The sequence below is a fragment of the Acinetobacter sp. AOR41_HL genome, assembly GCF_027854645.1.
Lineage (GTDB): Bacteria > Pseudomonadota > Gammaproteobacteria > Pseudomonadales > Moraxellaceae > Acinetobacter > Acinetobacter nosocomialis.
On record NZ_JAKTHZ010000013.1, the window covers coordinates 1 to 17,473 of the forward strand.

Consider the following 17,473-nt stretch of genomic DNA (forward strand, 5'->3'; position numbering starts at 1 on the left):
TTTTTATTATTCGTCTGTATTCAAACAATATTTTTTACAAGAACAATCCAACGGTGGATGGCTAAGTCACGCCTATAAAAAATAAACCTTTTTATATCTGCTGGTGATTGTGCATTGCATTGAACATGCGGGAAACAACCATGACTGAATTAAGCAAACCCAAAATCATACCCATTGAACACCGTCCACAAAAATCCAAGCTCTTTATAAAATGTGTGATCTTACCCATCGTGATCTTTCTCATCGTTGCCAAAATCTTCTCTTTTGGTGCTTTCGGTTATATCTTCTTTGGCTTTGACCTGTTCTGGTTTGTGATTCTTTACTATCTTTATGAATATGGAAATACCTACTTTGACGGGATGACTGAACAACTCAAGCGTCAAGGAGAAACTTTTAATTATCAAAACCGTGGTGTCTGGATTAACAGCCAAGATAAAACCATTATCCTGTTTGATCAGCCTGATCAACGCCTCGTGAAATATCCCTTTGATTACATCACCTCCGTTGGACACTACAACTTAGTCGAAGATAATTTTAGAACCACGACCACTGTGATCAGCAATCCAATGATGGGAACGCATGTCAATCAACAGGTCCATCGCACACCGATGAAACGTGAGTTCCAAGTCAATATTGGCACACGAGATCCATTCAAACCGAATTACAGCCTAAAAGTTCTATTTCCATGGCGTAGTCCACAAATGGCCAGTGAAATCCGTCAATTATTATCGGCTGATCATTATCAATAACAACAATATAAAAATTTAAGGCAGTCAATCATGATGATTTCAAAATCGTTCATGCCATCAGTTCTAATGATGGCAATCAGTACAGCAATGGTCGGGTGTGGCGGTGGTTCGGGAGGAGAGTCCAGTTCATCCAATGGTGGTGGAACGGAAAATCCTAATAATGGCAGTACCAATCCTAAGCCTGTAACTTGTGCTGAAACTCAATATCTAGAAGAGGGGACATGTAGAAATAAGGCGCCGCAGAATATTCAGGCATTCTCATTGAGTAACCTGATCCAAGGTCAAAGCTATCCATTATCGCTGCAAACAGATCAAGGTCTAGTAGTAACGTTTAGCAGTAACACACCCAACATCTGTAGTGTAAGTGGCGGTGAACTTAAAGCGCATAAAGTCGGTCAGTGTAATCTGGTATTGACACAGGCAGGGACGGCAAAAGTTCTAGCACTGAATAGCAGCATGACCGTCAATGTGAGTTGTGCGGCTGAGCAATATCTAGAAAATAATGTGTGCGTGAATAAGCTCAAGCAAACCATTACCCCACTAAAAATCAAATATATCCTGACGGAGAGTGTGTATTCACTGGATACGGAATCCAGTGCCAAACTACCTGTCACGATTAGCAGCCTTTCTTCATCAACCTGTACGTATAGTCTGGGAGAACTCAAGGGGATTGGTGCGGGGGCATGTACCCTTAAACTCACCCAGGAGGGTGATACCAAAACACTGGCAGCAGAGAGCCTGACCATCAGTTTTGATGTATTTAAAGCTTCATCTATGAGCGAGGCACCCGATATCAACAACTGTTATGCAGGCAAGCTCAGTGCAAATTTTAGAAATGAATTTTTAAATGAAATCAATACGGTTCGTGCCTTGCATGGGCTGCCAAGTATTACATACGACTATGCCCATGAAGATGAGATGATGCAGACGGCGCTGATTCTTGCTGCAAACAACATCTTGACCCATTACCCAGAATCAAACACAAACTGCTATTCAGATATTGGTGCGGTAGGTGCAAGGACCAGTAGCCTTGAGATGGGGGTGAGACAGAATAAGAATGACTATTCACCTGCCGAAAGCATTACCAATATGGTGCATGATAAATTAAACCTTTTTGCTGGAGATGTGGGACATCGACTCTGGATGCTGAATCCTTTCTTACAAAAATCGGCGTATGGTTCAGTTAATGCGCCATCATTTAAAGATACCCGATTCCCTTATGTGGTCGGTACGTCCTACAAAGTGGTTTATCCCTTCGACAATCCAACCACTGCACCACTCGGTGTGATTGCCTATCCCTACCACAACTATCCAGCCAAATATTATATGGCGGGTTCAATTCTCTCGATTTCAGTTTTAACCGATCAAAAGAATTTCTTTGCCAATCGAAATGTGGATTACGCCAAAGCCACTGTTGTAGTCACTGAACGAAGTAGTGGAGCTAAACAGAAGATCAGCAATATACGCTATGAAAATATCGGTGTTCCCAACCATATCCAATTTAACTTCGACGATTTGAAACTGAACGTGATCTACGATGTCAAACTCAGCAATGTCTTGGTGAATGGTCAGCCTAAAGAATATTCCTACTGGTTTAACGTGAATGATCGGTAAGCGAAAATAAGGACAACAACAAAATGAGATGTATGATTAAAGAATTTCTTGTCACGAGTATCTCGCTGCTCATGATACACACCGCGACGGCTCAACCTATTTCTGCCTCATCTTTAACACTGGAGCAAGGCTTATCCTGTCTGGATTGGACTGAAAATGAACAATCTTTTAATAACCAACTGGCGTTGGGTGACAGGGCAGATATACCAACACCAGCGATCGCCAAACTTCAGAAACAATTTCAAAAGCAATATAGCAAGCAAGAGACGACCATTATCGATGATTCAGACGATGAAAATTTCTGTCAGGACTGCCCTGAAACAACCGTCTATCGTCCTAGAAACAAAAGCAATCCGATTCAACGCATTGAGACCTCAATGCATGTCAGTGTTGCAGGAGCAAGTACATCGATCTATCGTCGAGATGACATCGCCACAACTAAACAAAAAATTGAGAGCGGATTAAATATTAAATTCAGTCGCCATACAGGGCAGCAATTCAAAAGCTTTAAACAGCAGTGGGATAAAGCTTCTATGCATGATGATCAAAATAGAAGTAAAACCCAAAAAGTCTTTCAGCAATATCCACATTTAAAGGTCTTTAATGGCGAAGTCTTCCAAAATCAAAAGATCTATACACCCAAACAGATTTATATTTATAGCCAGCCCTATAAACGTGACACTTCTTATCTGAATGATATGATTGCTTTTATCAGTCTTTATGACAACCCAGTCAATTCTTCACAACACATTTTACAGTGTGGCTTTATTGACAATGTGTTTTAACTTCCAAATAAATAAAGAGTCAAATCAAATGAAAAAATTAATATTCGCAGGATTATGTTTAAGTCTTTCAACACTAGCTTGTGCTGGTGCAAAAGAAAGCCTAGTAGGAAAGCGTCTGGTCTTAGATTTGCCAGATACCGAATGTGCGGGATTATCTTTTGCCAAAAATGGTAAGGACGCAGCAATGTATGCCGAAATGGGGCAATGCCAAGATCCTTTACCACTTCGAGTAAAATGGCTAGATGACAAGACCTTTATTCTAATTGAGAAAGTACGAACGAATAATATTTCTCCACCACGTAGCTATTTATATAAAGTTCAAAGCGTTAATCAGCATTATGTAAAATTGACCCAGATATGGACGGGGTGGGGAGATTCAAAAGACGATACGCTAGGCTATTATTTTAAATAGCTTGATCTAAGGTAGGCTAAATATATAAAGCTAAAGCGATAATTGACCAGAGGTTTTTAAAACATGAATTACTACGCAGAGGATCCCTTCTAGATAATTTAAACTAGGAGGTAATATGCAAAAGCTGAAATTTCAGTACCAGCGCCCTGTAAAAATCGATCCTAATGATGGTATCCGAAAACGATATCCCCATATGAGGAATGCTTATTTTAAAAAGTTCAGTACATATCCAGAACGTAGTTTCTATTTTTTTCATTTGATCGAATATAAGGATTATCCTTTAAAACTTCGTGTTGCACGAGGTTCTGGTTTGCCAGAAGAATGGGATGATCTTCCATCTTCAGTCTACAAGGTAGCTAAAAGCTGGAAGCATAATTCCAAAAGAAAGCATCAGTACTTTAAAGAGGATGTTGCCTAAAATTTATTTTATCTAAAAATAAAGGAATAGTTTTTCCCTTATTTTTTGCTTAATGCCGAATTTAATAATTACATACTTATCTAGCAGTAGCGGATGATTTGACGACTGTAGAAAACTTAGCTCAAATTTAGCTTAATAGCTGCCCTAAAAAATGGGTAAGTATTAGATAGATCGGATTTGAGCTTATTCATACTCCTTTTGCTGATATTGGTAATATAAAAGCTTATTTTCAATAAAAAACACATCATAATACCCCCTTGCCTTTTAACCACAAAAATATTGAAGTTATTATTTAGAAGCAATTAATAGAAAAATAAACAAATCTTTTTTAAACAAGCTACTAATAAAAATATCTCCATCGAAAATAAAGTATAAAAATTCAAAAACCATTTAATAAAGTATCAATAGAGTTAAAATACATATAGCTTACTTTTAATTTTAAAGAGGAATACAAGAAATAATTTCTTGTATTCCTGTTATAAGATTGGGAGAACCAAGTTGATAATTTCACCCATTTCTTTGGATCTATTAATTTAAGTTTCGACTTTACTTATTTGAGCTTAGCCATTTGGTCGAGTCACAATCGGGAAAATTGAATCTGGACGTTTAAACATTGCAAAGAATTTTCCAATTTTCAGTGGATTACCTTTGACTTTACTGTCTTTAGAAAGCAGGACTTTTACCCCTTCTATTTGACCTGTAATCATTTTTAGATATAAGGGCTTGGTTAAGGTTAATGTAGGGCAATCCAATGCCAAATCTTTACTTTCATCATAACGCTTAAACTGCATGACTGAGTTTTCAACCCATAATGAAAAATGCTCTTTGGTATCCGACAAAACCAGATTGATACACTGGTTTTCATTTTTTAAATTTTCCACATCTAAATTTGTCGCCATAGCTTCAAGAAATCTTTCAGTTGGTGTATGAATCAATAAATCACTCGGATCAGAAGTATTTTGTAGGGGTACATTATTTTGTAGCTCTTGAGCGCCCACCAAAAAGAAATTACGCCAAGTTGAAGCCTCAGCAGCATAGCCCAATTGACGATAAGTATTCGCCAATAAGTCTTTTGCTTGTTGGTTTTGAGGGTTATTCAACACAATATGTTTTAAAATCTCGGCAGCCCATCTATAGTCAGCTTGAGCGTAGGCATCCCGCGCATTTTTCAATGCATTGTTCTCCCCACCTGCTAACTCAATATATTTTTTTGCAACAGCTTTAGGGGGTAATGGATCTAAATTGGAAGGATGGGCATCGAACCATCCCATATAATATTGGTATACTGCTTTTACATTATGTTTTAGGGTTCCATAATAGCCATGAGCATATAGTTTTTGATCAAGTGCCGCTGGAAGCTTAATTTTTTCGGCAATTTCAGCGCCATTAAAACCAGAGTTCATATATCTCACCGTCTGATCATGCGTGAACTTATAAACATCTCGCTGGGTTTTAATAAAATCTTGAATATTGTCATTGCCCCAGACAGGCCAATGATGCTGTGCAATCAATACATCGGATGCTTTGGCATGCTGCATTGCTTGGTCTAGATAGCCCACCCATTTTAAGGCATCACGGACTTTAGCACCCCGAAGGGTATAAAGATTATGCATGGTATGAGATAGAATTTCTGCGCCGTTATAAAGTTTCAATGATGGGATAGAGAACGTTAATTCTGCTGGTGCTTCTGAACCCGGCACGTTATAAAACACAAAATCCAAGCCATCAACCGTCATTTTCTGTTCTGGTTGAGTGATCAGTTGTGTAGGCTCAAGGATGCCCATTTTTCCCACAGCAACAGCCTTACCTAAACCTGTATCCACCAATCCTTCCGCATTTTTAGGTAGAAAAGTTCCATACATATAAGTCGCACGACGTATCATGGCTGAACCTGCCATCACATTTTCACTGGTCGCTTCTTCCATAAAGCCTTTTGGCGCAATAATTGGAGTTTTTCTAGCGTTAATTTCTTCGCTAGAAAGAACGCCTAATGCACCACCAAAATGATCGATATGGCTATGGGTAAAGATAATGGCTGAAATTTTTTGCTCACCTAAATGCTGTCTAGCAAATTTAAGTGCTGCTTCAGCCGTTTCTTTAGAGGTTAATGTATCCACAATAATCCAGCCAGTATCACCCTGAATGATGGTCATATTTGCCAAATCAAAACCACGAATTTGCCAAACTCGATCTGTTACTTTAAATAGCCCAACATTGTTGTTTAATTTTGCTTGTCGCCATAGAGTGGGATTAACGGTATTTGGTGCTTGATCTTGTAAAAAACTAAATGCATCAAAATCCCAGATAACATTGCCTTTCTCACTTTTAATTTGACCTGTTGGCTTGGCAATAAAGCCCTTTTGAGCCTGATTAAACTCAGTCATATCCTCTAAGTTATACTTCGCCTTATATGTATTATTTGATTCAATGACCGCTTTTTCTACTACAGTATTTGCTGCAAAAACAGAAAATGGCAGAATAAGCATCAATGAAACTGTTAAAAACTTAATTTTCATCTTCTTTCCTTTTTTTAAATAGAGGTGGTCCCACATGTTTGAACAACTAAAAGCTTATTTATAAGTGATACTCTGCTCTAGTTAAGCTACCTTATTTTGTTGTGGTAGCTGGTCATAGTAAAACTCATCTGGAGTCATTTTGTCCAGACTCGAATGAGGTCGTTTCAAATTATAAAATTCAAAATATGCGTTTAATTGCTTCTTCGCATCCAAAACATTGCTGTAGGCTTTGAGATACACCTCTTCATATTTAACGCTCCGCCATAATCGTTCAACCATCACATTATCAACCCATCGACCTTTACCATCCATGCTGATTTGGATGTCATTTGATTTCAATAGTTTCGAACATATTCATTCTCAAATGTTGAGGAGAGAGATTTACTTTAATAAAACTTTTTAGTATTTTGTTAGCAAATCAGTAGTATTTCCATCGCTATGCGTTCAAGTAGGTTGTCTAAGCTTATACTCGCATTTATCCTGTTTTTGTTTACGATAACAATTACCGGAGTTCATGCGTGGGCGCCTGTCTTACTTGAGAATATTGAACACCAACATGAGTTAAGTATTGTCGTTGAGGATGATGCATCAAGTCATTGGTCTTTGCAGCATTATAGTGATTCTCTTAAAAACTCTACTGATCATGACGCTGAAGCACATAGCTGGAAGAACATTGATGAGCCAATTTATCATCATTCAGTAAAACCAATTTCTTCTGATAGTGATCTAAGCATAGATCCAGTCTTTATTCTGAGTTTCGCACTTCCACTAGTTTTATTCTTTTTCCAGCTTTTTGAAAAGCCTATTTATCGAGCCTTTTTAAAGCGGCGATCCCCTCTAGTATTTAGTAATTCTTATACCTACTCTAAAAACTTAATCGTCCTACATAATTGATTTTTCTATACAAAAATTAATTTTAATTTTTTTGTATAGGTAAAGTCATGTCTAAAAAATATCAGATATTTCTTACCTGTGGATTTGTAGCAACAGCAGCAAATGTATTCGCAGAAACGAATTATGCTGAACTACAAAAGCAGGTAATCGCAAGTGATGCTGTACTCAATAGCTTAAAGCAGTCCGAGCAAGCTTATGAAATTAATCAAAAGTTTGCTGGTAGATTAAATAATCCGACTTTCAATGTGGAGTTGGATAATCTCGGTAATTCTAAACTGAAGGATTTGGATGGCCCAACAACCTTATTGGGACTGTCACAAGAGATTCCTCTTAGTAATAAACTTTCCTTGAGAAAACAGATTGCGAGTTTTCAAGGTGATCGTAATCAGTTCGAAATAGCAAAGCGTCAGGCTGAACTCAAAGCAGATTTAAGAATCTGTATGGCGAATTGGTATGTAGCTACTCAGCGTGCTGAAATTTATTCTTCTGAGAGTAAATTGAATGCCAGACAAGCTAACGTTCTTTCCGAACGGCTTAAGTACGGGCGAGTAATTCCTTCCGATGCTCAGCTAAGCATAGCACTTTCATCTGAGTCGAAATTGCGCCATCAAAATGAAGTGAAGAAGATTCAGTTCCAGAAAAATCTGTGTTCTAAGTTCACTTCCAACCTGCCAAGTAATGCATTGGAGGTTCCGTTAAGCTTTAATTTCACAAACAAAATAAGTTTGTCTGAGCAAGAAGCAACGCTGAGTTCGAAGCTGAAAAAGACTCAGTTTGAACTGGCCCGCAAAGAAGCAATACCAGATATTACTTTGGGAGTCGGGGTTAGGAACTACCAAGAAACCAATGACAAAGTCTTCCAAGTTTCAACGTCAATACCCCTCAATATCTTTAATCGAAATAAGGGCAATATTGCGATTGCTCAAGCAGAGCATACGAAAGCAGAAACACAGTCTATGCTTTTGAGTCGTAACTCTAAAATTGAATTGGAAAACAAATCTATTGAGGTTTCCAATTTAATTGATGCGATTAAGCAATATGATCAAACCGTTTTGCCCGCAACAAATGAAAGCCTGCGAATTGCAGAGATGGGTTACCAAGCAGGGAAAAACTCTTTACTTGAGTTCAATAACATCAAGCAAATTTGGCTAGACAAACATCTTGCTCGATTCGATTTGTGGTTGGCTTTGCAGACAGAAATTGCAGAAGTCGAGCGCAACTACATTACTCATTTAGATCAAGAATAAGGGCAAGAATATGAATAAACAAACCAATACATTGATTGCAACTGGTGTCGTTGCCTTACTTATCGTCTTATGTGCTATTGCTTGGTATAAAACCGGTAATAAGACACAAGTGAGTGGACATGGTGAGGTCGCCGAAGAAAAAGTAGCTGTAGCTGGAGATGAGAAAGGACCTCACGGTGGTCGGTTGTATCGAGATGGAGATTTCTCTGCTGAGGTTAAGATATTTGAAGAAGGAGTGGAACCACACCTCCGTGTTTATGGGTATTTGAATGACAAGCCGCTTAAACCTGAAGACTTAAAAGCGAATATATACATTAAGCGTTTAGATGCTGAGCAAAATATTCAATTTAAACCAGAGAGTGATTACTTGATTGGAAATGAAATTGTCTATGAGCCACATTCGTTTTTAATGGTTGTAAATGTCGATTATCAAGGGAAAAAACATACTTGGAAGTGGGATACGAAAGAAGGTCGTGTCACCATGTTAGACAGTAGTATTAAGAGCAGTGGTTTAGAGCTCTTAAAAGTTGAACCAATGATGTTTGAAAATGCTTTGGAACTGAAAGGTGAGTTGAAGTTTCCTGATAATTTTGAAAGCCTTGTTGCACCAAAAGCCAGTGGAACACTGATAAAAACCTACCGTAATATTGGGGATAAAGTAAGTCAAGGAGACTTACTTGCTGTTGTCCAAAGCCAAGATTTAATTCGTTTGAATGCGGATCGTAAAGTTGCTTTGGATACTCTACAGTTTGCTCGACAAAAAATGGAACAAGAACGAGCATTATGGCAAAAGCGTGTATCACCTGAGATTGATTATATTTCTGCAAAGAGAGATTTTGATGCTGCTCAAACTCGTGCAAATGAGTTGAATAACTTAATAAGCTCTTATGGCGGTTCAGGTAATGGAACAGTTGAAGTTCGTGCAGCAATGTCAGGAACAATATTAGAAATCCTTGGTGCTGTTGGATCTAATGTAAGCTCTTCAACCCCTATTTTTAAAATCGCAAATACTTCGCAACTCTTGGCGGTAGTAAATGTTCCTGCTGACAAGCTTAATGCTATAAACCCTACAAACAGAGTCAAAGTTAAACCTCAAAGTCCGACAGGCACAGAAGAGGCATTGGGCAAGATCAAATATATTAGTGATGTCATCGATACTAAAACACGTACAGCGAAGGTATTTATTGAGATACCAAATCAGTTTAAGTGGCGTTCTGGACAGTTAATCACGGCTCAAATTTTTGAAAATCAAAGTCAAAAGCCAATGGTTGTACGTGAAGATGCGTTACAGAATTTCCGTGATTGGGACGTGGTATTCATTCGTGTTGGTAACGATTTTGAAGCTCGACCTCTGGAGCTTGGCGATAAATACAATGGGTATGTGGAAGTTAAATCTGGATTACGAATAGGACAGGTTTATGCCGCAGGAAATTCATATCTTTTAAAAGCAGAGCTAGGTAAATCTGGCGCTACTCATGACCATTAAGGGGAGTAGCGAATATGTTTGATCAGATTGTTAAACTCTCGATTAAGAATCGTTGGCTTGTACTCATCGTATTCCTATTTGTCGGTGCATTGGGGGCTTATAACTATTTTAAGCTACCAATTGATGCTGTTCCCGATATTACGAATGTACAAGTTCAGATTAATAGTGAAGCTCAAGGACTCTCTCCAATGGAGATGGAGTCTCAGGTGACTTATCCTATTGAAACGGCTTTGGCTGGTATTCCAAATTTAGACTATACCCGATCAGTCTCTCGGTATGGCCTGTCACAAGTGACGGCAATTTTCAAAGAAGGGACGGATATTTATTTTGCCCGACAATTAGTGAATGAGAAGCTACAAGGGGTGACACCAAATCTTCCCGTTGGAATTGCAACTTCTATGGGGCCTGTTTCTACAGGACTTGGCGAAATCTTCATGTATACCGTTGAAAATGCCAAGAACAATCCTAATCCACTTTCACCAACGGAATTACGCACCTTACAAGACTGGGTGATTAAACCTCAGCTTCGAAATGTAGAGGGTGTTAATGAAATCAATACCATTGGTGGTTATCTCAAACAATTTGTAGTTCAACCTGATTATGCTTATTTACGTAGCATAGGGCTGGATCAGAAGGCGATTTTAGAGGCTATCTCTAAGAACAGCATGAATAAAGGCTCGGGGTATATTGAGAAAAATGGTGAACAGTATTTGATTCGTTCTGATTCTCAAATTAACTCAATTGAGCAAATCCAGAATATCCCGATTACGACGAGCAATGGTTATATCCTCAGATTGAAAGATGTTGCCAAAATATCTATTGGTCACGAATTACGTACAGGTGCCGCAACTAAAGATGGGCAAGAAATTGTACTGGGTACAGCATTCATGCTTATCGGTGAGAACTCACGAAATGTTGCTCATGCTGTTGATCAAAAACTACAGCAAGTTCAAAAATCATTACCAGAAGGTGTAGAAGCAAAAGCGGTCTATAACCGTACAACTTTGGTTGATGCAACGATACAGACGGTGAAAAAGAATCTTTTAGAAGGTGCGATTCTAGTAATCGTTGTTCTGTTTGTATTTCTTGGTCATTTCCGTACTGCGCTGATTACAGCTCTAGTTATTCCATTATCCATGCTGATGACAATCACAGGTATGGTGAACCAAAAAATTAGTGCAAACCTTATGAGTCTTGGGGCACTAGATTTCGGGATTATTGTAGATGGTGCTGTTGTAATTGTTGAGGCTTCCTTAGCAAAGTTGGCAATTAAACAAAAAGAGCTTGGGCGAGTTTTAACAAGGCAAGAACGCTTTACGACTGTGTTTGAGGCGACTAAAGAATCCCGCAAAGCGATTCTCTATGGTCAATTGATCATTATCTTGGTGTATCTACCTGTAATGACTTTGACTGGTGTTGAAGGAAAGATGTTTACACCAATGGCTGCAACAGTGGTTATGGCTTTAGTGGCAGCAATGATACTTTCAATTACGTTTGTCCCTGCAATGGTGGCATTGGTCACTACCGGTGAAATTAAAGAAGAAGAGTCAAAAATCGTTCATGGTATCAAAAGGTTTTATAACCCAATTTTAGATTGGTCTTTAAATCACAGATATTTGCTAATTGCTTTTGTCTCTATTTTCTTTGTTTTTAGTGCAAGTCTTTCGACTCGTTTAGGTTCAGAGTTTATACCTTCCTTGGATGAGGGAGATGTGGCACTACATGCTTTGCGTATCCCTGGCACGTCGTTGACTCAAGCAATTGAAATGCAATACACGTTAGAAAAAGAGATTAAGAAAATTCCAGAAGTTCAGACTATTTTTGCCAAAGTAGGGACTGCTGAAATTGCGACTGATCCTGTTCCACCTAACGTTGCAGATAACTTTGTCATGCTGAAACCTCGTAGTCAGTGGCCTAATCCTGATAAGGAAAAGTCTGCGGTTGTTGCTGAAATTGAACGCGTATCTAAAGGCGTATATGGAAACAATTATGAGTTTACACAGCCGATTCAAATGCGTTTTAACGAACTTATTTCAGGTGTCAGAACCGATGTTGCCGTAAAAATTTATGGTGATGATTTGGAACAGTTACTTGAATCAGCAAACGCTGCCGCTAAGATTTTAGAGGGAGTCAATGGTACTGCTGATCTTAAAGTCGAACAGATGTCTGGTTTACCCATGGTTTCTGTTGAGCTGAAAAAAGACATGATTGCCAACTATGGGCTTGATGCAGAGGATGTGCAAAAACAGGTTTCTAGTCTAATTACAGGCGAGACAGCAGGTAAGGTGTTTGAAGGAGATCGAAAGTTCGACATTGTGGTACGCATGGACCAAAACTCGGTAACAGACCTAGAGAAGCTTTATCAGATTCCTGTGAGTTTAGCTGATGGTTCGAGTGTTCTTTTATCAGAATTGATCGAGTTAAAAAATGTTCAAGGACCAAACCAGATTTCTCGCGAAAATGGTAAACGTCGTATCGTCATTACAGCAAATGTTCGTGGAACTGATATTGGTAGTTACATTTCAGAAGCACAATCTAAGCTGACTGCTGATTTTAAATTACCAGATGGTTATTGGCTGACTTGGGGCGGTACGTTTGAGCAAATGGAATCTGCTTCAAATCGTCTTATGGTTGTAGTACCGATTGCTTTAATTCTGATCTTTGCCATGATCTATATGGCTTTAGGTAATATTAGAAACAGTATCTTGGTATTCACAGGTGTGCCATTTGCACTAACAGGTGGTGTGATTGCTTTAGCACTACGTGATATCCCATTCTCCATTTCTGCGGCTGTGGGTTTCATTGCCTTATCGGGTGTTGCTGTGCTGAATGGTTTGGTTCTTGTTTCAGCCATTCAGCGACTTAGAGTTCAAGGTGAAAGTGTCATTGATGCAGTGAAACATGGTGCAATGGAAAGACTCCGTCCCGTGTTGATTACAGCTTTGGTCGCTTCATTAGGTTTTATTCCGATGGCCTTAAACGTAGGCATTGGCTCTGAAGTTCAGCGCCCAATTGCAACTGTCGTTATTGGTGGGATTATTTCATCAACCTTACTGACTTTGATTATTTTGCCAACCTTATATGTGTGGTTTAACCAAGGTAGGTCAAGAAAATCAAACGATGCTGCTGAACAGGTTGTTTAGGGGCATCTTTAATGACAAATATATTGCGAGATAAACAAAGCAAATTTGTGATGATGTGGCTAGTCTGCATGATCAGTCTCGCTTTATGTTTGCACTTTAATGAGCATGTAACTGTAAATGAATTTCAGAGACACGTTTCAATTGATGCAATTCACTCTCACCATCATGAGATAAGTCAACAACATTCACATAGTCACCAAGATAATTACTATGAACATTTTGTTGGCTATGACGCACTTAAATCGACCGCTTTAGCCCATCTCTTAAAGGGGATATCGATTCTAGATTGGTCAAAAGAATATGTTTATCTGATGGTGAGTCGTATTTTTAAACCGCCCAAAAAGTTAATGGATTTTCAATTCATTTTAAATTTTGGAGTTTGATATACATGCAAATTATTGCTTCACACATTGTGAAATTAAGTGCTTACATAAAGCTATTACTTGCTTTATTCATTACATTGGTAAGTCCTACACTTTTTGCTCATGGAGTAGCAGAAGGTGATAAGGGCTATATTCAAGAAATTTATGGCGTTCAAGTAATTCCATTCATCTATTTGGGTGCGAAGCATATGGTCACTGGATATGACCATCTATTATTTCTTGTTGGCATTATCTTCTTTTTATATCGAATGAAAGATATCGGCTTATACGTCAGCCTATTTGCACTTGGGCATTCGATTACGATGCTGGTAGGTGTTTATTACAACATCTCGATAAACGCCTACATCATCGATGCAATCATTGGTTTTTCAATTGTTTATAAGGCTCTTGATAACTTGGGGGCTTATCAACGTTGGTTTGGTTTTCAACCAAACACGAAAATCGCGACTTTAATTTTTGGTCTGATTCATGGTTTTGGACTCGCAGTAAAAATTCAGGAATATGAAGTTCCGAGTGATGGACTGTTGGCAAATTTAATCTCATTCAATATTGGGGTTGAATTAGGTCAGTTTATGGCTCTGTGCATCATCTTGTTATTAATGACGTTTTGGAGAAAGACACCTTATTTCTTTAAAACAGCTTATCAAAGCAATGTCTTCCTCATGTTTCTCGGTTTTTTACTTGTTGGCTATCAACTTACTGGCTTCATTACTCAATAAGGATCTAAATTATGTATAACGCTGAAATTCCAAAAGATATCGAATTACCTTCATCAAAAAAGTTAATTAAATCAACAGCAATTGCTGCCGTAAGTGCTGTTGTTGTGCTAGTTACCTGTGTCATGCCTGCGGAGTATGCAATTGATCCGACAGGTATGGGTAAAGTGCTTGGTTTAACGAAAATGGGAGAAATCAAACAATCACTAGCTGAAGAGTCAGAAAATGGTATCAATGCTGCACAGGCAGTGAATAGTGTTGAACAAATATCAGTGGAAACTTCGACTCAAACGGCAGCTGATAATGCTCAAATGATTATGCCTGCTATTAATAAAGAGAGCATTAGTATTGAGCTTAAACCGGGCCAAGCAACCGAAGTGAAACTGACAATGCCACAAAGTGCAAGTGTCAACTTTGATTGGAAAGCAGTAGGAGGCGGTCTTAACTATGATACTCATGGTGATCCAGTGAATGCTCCTAAAGGGTTCTATCATGGCTATGGTAAAGGAAAGAATGAGACAACTCAGCAGGGCGTCTTAAAGGCAGCTTTTGATGGCAAACATGGTTGGTTCTGGCGTAACCGTACTGAAAATCCAGTGACTGTAACTCTACTTGTAGAAGGGCAGTTTAGTGAAATGAAGAAAGTCTTTTAAGTTTTGATCAATCTCCTTGGAATAATATTCCAAGGAGATTCAATTGCTAAAGAAGTCAGGTTCTAAAAGGAATCCATAAGATGCTAGAAGTACTAAAAAACACAACATATCGGCATTTGTTTTTGGCCCAAGTAATAGCGCTAATCGGAACGGGGTTAATCACAATCGCCCTAGCTTTACAGGCATACGATATTGCAAAGGGAGACGCAGCCCAAGTTCTCGGTATTGCATTGGCAATTAAGATGATTGCTTATATCGGTGTAGCACCTATAGCATCTGCATTTGCTGAGAGATTACCAAGAAAACAAGTATTGGTTGGACTAGATGTTATTCGAGCATTAACAGCATTGTGTCTACCGTTTGTGACGCAAATTTGGCAAATTTATATTCTCATTTTTATTTTGCAATCTGCTTCTGCTGCATTTACACCAACATTTCAGGCAATGATTCCAGATGTTCTTCCTGAAGAAAAAGACTATACCAATGCTTTGTCATTGTCTCGCTTAGCCTATGATTTGGAAAATATTATCAGTCCAATGCTGGCAGGTTTCTTACTCACTGTCATGAGCTACCATAATCTGTTTTTAGGAACAGTATTGGGTTTTATCGGTTCTGCTTTGTTTGTAGTAAGTGCAAAATTACCAGTTGCCAAAGTACCTGAATTTAGAGGTGTTTATAGTCGTATAAAGCAGGGAGCTAAAATTTATTTTAATACGCCAAGACTTAAGGCTTTGCTTGCTTTAAATCTAGCAATTGCATCGGCGAGTGCGGTTGTGATTGTAAATACTGTTGTACTGGTTCAATCGACATTTAAACTTACTGAAAATGCAACGACATGGGCATTTGGTTTATTTGGTCTTGGATCAATGTTATCGGCTTTTGTTTTGCCAAAGATATTGGATAAATTTCCTGATCGATCAGTTATGTTGACTGGTACAACAATTCTTGTAATCGGGCTGTTAAGTGGTTATTTCATTACATCCTATAATGGTTTGCTTGCACTCTGGTTTGTACTTGGTATTGGATATTCTGTTTCACAAACACCTACAGGCCGTTTAATTCGCAAGTCTGCATCGAGTGAGAATAGAACGTCATTGTTTGCTGCCCAATTTGCTTTCTCTCATGCTTGTTGGTTAATTACTTATCCATTAGTTGGATGGTTAAGTACCAATATAGGCACATTACAGACTTTTATTCCGATGGCTGTTATTGCGATTATTGCTCTCATTCTTGCATTACGTTTATGGACAACTAAAGATGAAGATTTTCTAGCACATAGCCATGATGATTTACCCGCAGACCACGATCATGTGGTTCAGCACCAAGTCAATGGTGTACATGTGCATGAGTATGTGATTGATGACTATCATCAAAAGTGGCCTAAATAATTCTTTTCGACTAATGGCTTAGAAGTAACCCGTTTATTTGTTGTACAATTTCAAACTTGTTTTATCGTTCAATAAAAAAGGTGAACAACATGAAAAAACTAATCTTTGTATGTTTAATGGGGCTTGCGGTAACAAATGCTTTTGCTCATTCAGGTGGTACGGATTCTTCAGGCTGCCATACGAATAGCAAGACAGGGGATCGTCACTGCCACTAATGGTACAAAAAAGGAAGCTTAGCTTCCTTTTTTATTAGGGTTTGTTGAGAATTAACAAAGGCAACTGATTAATTTATAATAGTACTATGGATAGATACATACTTACTGATGCCCAATGGGCAAAAATGGAACCTTTTTGCCTAGGTAAAGTGACCGATCGAGGTCGTAGTGGAAAAGATAATCGATTATTTTTAGAAGCAGTCCTTTGGATTGCCCGTACAGGCAGTCCATGGCGTGATCTACCTGCTCATTTTGGTAAATGGAATACCGTCTTTAAAAGATACCGTGATTGGGTGAAAGCTGGTGTATTTGAAACTATTTTTGCATCTGTAAATGAAGATGTTGATTTGGAATACGCCATGATTGATGGAACGATTGTTAAAGTTCATCGACATGGGCAAGGTGCAAAAGGGGGACTTTCAAACAGTCTATAGGTAGATCTCGAGGTGGAATGACCTGTAAAATTCTTGCCTTAGTGGATAGTCTAGGCAACCTCATTAAGTTTCGATTAATGCCTGGTCAATATCACGATTTAGTAGAAACCAAACCTTTAATCGAAGATGTTGATTTTCAGGCATTACTAGCGGATAAAGCATTTGATGCAGATTGGCTCATCCAAGAACTCAATGAACGTAAAGTGAAAGTGGTGATCCCACCTAAATCTAATCGAAAAGTAATGAGAGCATTTGATACGATTATGTATAAATGGCGTCATCTCATTGAAAACTATTTCTGTAAGTTAAAAGAATTTAAACGTATAGCGATGCGTAGTTGTAAAACAGATACGAGTTTTGAAGCCATGATTCAATTGTGCGCGAGTTTAATTAACTCTCGGTAATTCTCAACAGACCCTA

At 38.4% G+C, this 17,473-nt stretch carries 15 protein-coding genes and 2 pseudogenes; 15 read left to right on the forward strand and 2 right to left on the reverse strand.

The features are described 5' to 3' along the window. Nucleotides 1-140: 140 nt before the first annotated feature. The 5 genes from MKL35_RS03890 to MKL35_RS03910 all read left to right on the forward strand — a co-directional run bounded on the left by MKL35_RS03890 (nucleotide 141) and on the right by MKL35_RS03910 (nucleotide 3,978). Nucleotides 141-749 carry a hypothetical protein gene (locus MKL35_RS03890; RefSeq protein ID WP_004682119.1) on the forward strand — a complete coding sequence of 203 codons (609 nt, stop codon included), beginning with the start codon at nucleotides 141-143 and terminating at the stop codon, nucleotides 747-749. Between the two features lie 30 nt (nucleotides 750-779). Then, entirely contained in the window at nucleotides 780-2,363 is a 1,584-nt protein-coding gene (locus tag MKL35_RS03895; RefSeq protein WP_005085377.1) for a CAP domain-containing protein, read from the forward strand. Nucleotides 2,364-2,386: 23 nt separating this feature from the next. Beyond that, on the forward strand, nucleotides 2,387-3,148 hold the full coding sequence (locus MKL35_RS03900; RefSeq protein WP_005085375.1) for a hypothetical protein: 762 nt from the start codon (nucleotides 2,387-2,389) through the stop codon (nucleotides 3,146-3,148). A 28-nt stretch (nucleotides 3,149-3,176) separates the two neighbouring features. After that, nucleotides 3,177-3,560, forward strand: coding sequence for a hypothetical protein (locus tag MKL35_RS03905; RefSeq protein WP_004885553.1), 384 nt, complete (start codon nucleotides 3,177-3,179; stop codon nucleotides 3,558-3,560). Nucleotides 3,561-3,675: 115 nt separating this feature from the next. Next, on the forward strand, nucleotides 3,676-3,978 hold the full coding sequence (locus MKL35_RS03910) for a hypothetical protein (protein ID WP_004885555.1): 303 nt from the start codon (nucleotides 3,676-3,678) through the stop codon (nucleotides 3,976-3,978). A 560-nt stretch (nucleotides 3,979-4,538) separates the two neighbouring features. Here MKL35_RS03910 and MKL35_RS03915 read toward each other — a convergent pair. Beyond that, nucleotides 4,539-6,494 carry an alkyl/aryl-sulfatase gene (locus MKL35_RS03915; RefSeq protein ID WP_000693745.1) on the reverse strand — a complete coding sequence of 652 codons (1,956 nt, stop codon included), beginning with the start codon at nucleotides 6,492-6,494 and terminating at the stop codon, nucleotides 4,539-4,541. A gap of 81 nt (nucleotides 6,495-6,575) precedes the next feature. Next, a pseudogene (locus MKL35_RS03920) lies at nucleotides 6,576-6,836 on the reverse strand (integrase core domain-containing protein); the annotation flags it as partial. A gap of 96 nt (nucleotides 6,837-6,932) precedes the next feature. On the opposite strand from MKL35_RS03920, the gene MKL35_RS03925 reads away from it, so the two are divergent. The 10 genes and pseudogenes from MKL35_RS03925 to MKL35_RS03970 all read left to right on the forward strand — a co-directional run bounded on the left by MKL35_RS03925 (nucleotide 6,933) and on the right by MKL35_RS03970 (nucleotide 17,457). Next, entirely contained in the window at nucleotides 6,933-7,388 is a 456-nt protein-coding gene (locus MKL35_RS03925) for a hypothetical protein (protein ID WP_005085372.1), read from the forward strand. A 47-nt stretch (nucleotides 7,389-7,435) separates the two neighbouring features. Then, the gene (locus MKL35_RS03930; protein ID WP_004885559.1) at nucleotides 7,436-8,635 is read left to right on the forward strand and encodes a TolC family protein; all 1,200 of its coding nucleotides are present in this window, start codon (nucleotides 7,436-7,438) and stop codon (nucleotides 8,633-8,635) included. Between the two features lie 10 nt (nucleotides 8,636-8,645). Next, on the forward strand, nucleotides 8,646-10,121 hold the full coding sequence (locus tag MKL35_RS03935) for an efflux RND transporter periplasmic adaptor subunit (RefSeq protein WP_004885562.1): 1,476 nt from the start codon (nucleotides 8,646-8,648) through the stop codon (nucleotides 10,119-10,121). Nucleotides 10,122-10,135: 14 nt separating this feature from the next. After that, nucleotides 10,136-13,264 carry an efflux RND transporter permease subunit gene (locus MKL35_RS03940; protein WP_208727952.1) on the forward strand — a complete coding sequence of 1,043 codons (3,129 nt, stop codon included), beginning with the start codon at nucleotides 10,136-10,138 and terminating at the stop codon, nucleotides 13,262-13,264. Between the two features lie 11 nt (nucleotides 13,265-13,275). Continuing rightward, nucleotides 13,276-13,647, forward strand: coding sequence for a hypothetical protein (locus tag MKL35_RS03945; RefSeq protein WP_004885566.1), 372 nt, complete (start codon nucleotides 13,276-13,278; stop codon nucleotides 13,645-13,647). A gap of 5 nt (nucleotides 13,648-13,652) precedes the next feature. Then, a complete protein-coding gene (locus MKL35_RS03950) occupies nucleotides 13,653-14,366 on the forward strand; it encodes a HupE/UreJ family protein (protein WP_004885567.1) in 714 nt (237 codons plus the stop codon). Nucleotides 14,367-14,377: 11 nt separating this feature from the next. After that, nucleotides 14,378-15,016, forward strand: coding sequence for a hypothetical protein (locus MKL35_RS03955; RefSeq protein WP_004828381.1), 639 nt, complete (start codon nucleotides 14,378-14,380; stop codon nucleotides 15,014-15,016). Between the two features lie 80 nt (nucleotides 15,017-15,096). After that, the gene (locus MKL35_RS03960) at nucleotides 15,097-16,404 is read left to right on the forward strand and encodes an MFS transporter (RefSeq protein ID WP_004885568.1); all 1,308 of its coding nucleotides are present in this window, start codon (nucleotides 15,097-15,099) and stop codon (nucleotides 16,402-16,404) included. 89 nt (nucleotides 16,405-16,493) lie between these two features. Then, the gene (locus tag MKL35_RS03965) at nucleotides 16,494-16,619 is read left to right on the forward strand and encodes a YHYH domain-containing protein (protein ID WP_016541229.1); all 126 of its coding nucleotides are present in this window, start codon (nucleotides 16,494-16,496) and stop codon (nucleotides 16,617-16,619) included. A gap of 86 nt (nucleotides 16,620-16,705) precedes the next feature. Further along, a pseudogene (locus tag MKL35_RS03970) lies at nucleotides 16,706-17,457 on the forward strand (IS5 family transposase). The last annotated feature ends 16 nt before the right edge of the window (nucleotides 17,458-17,473 follow it).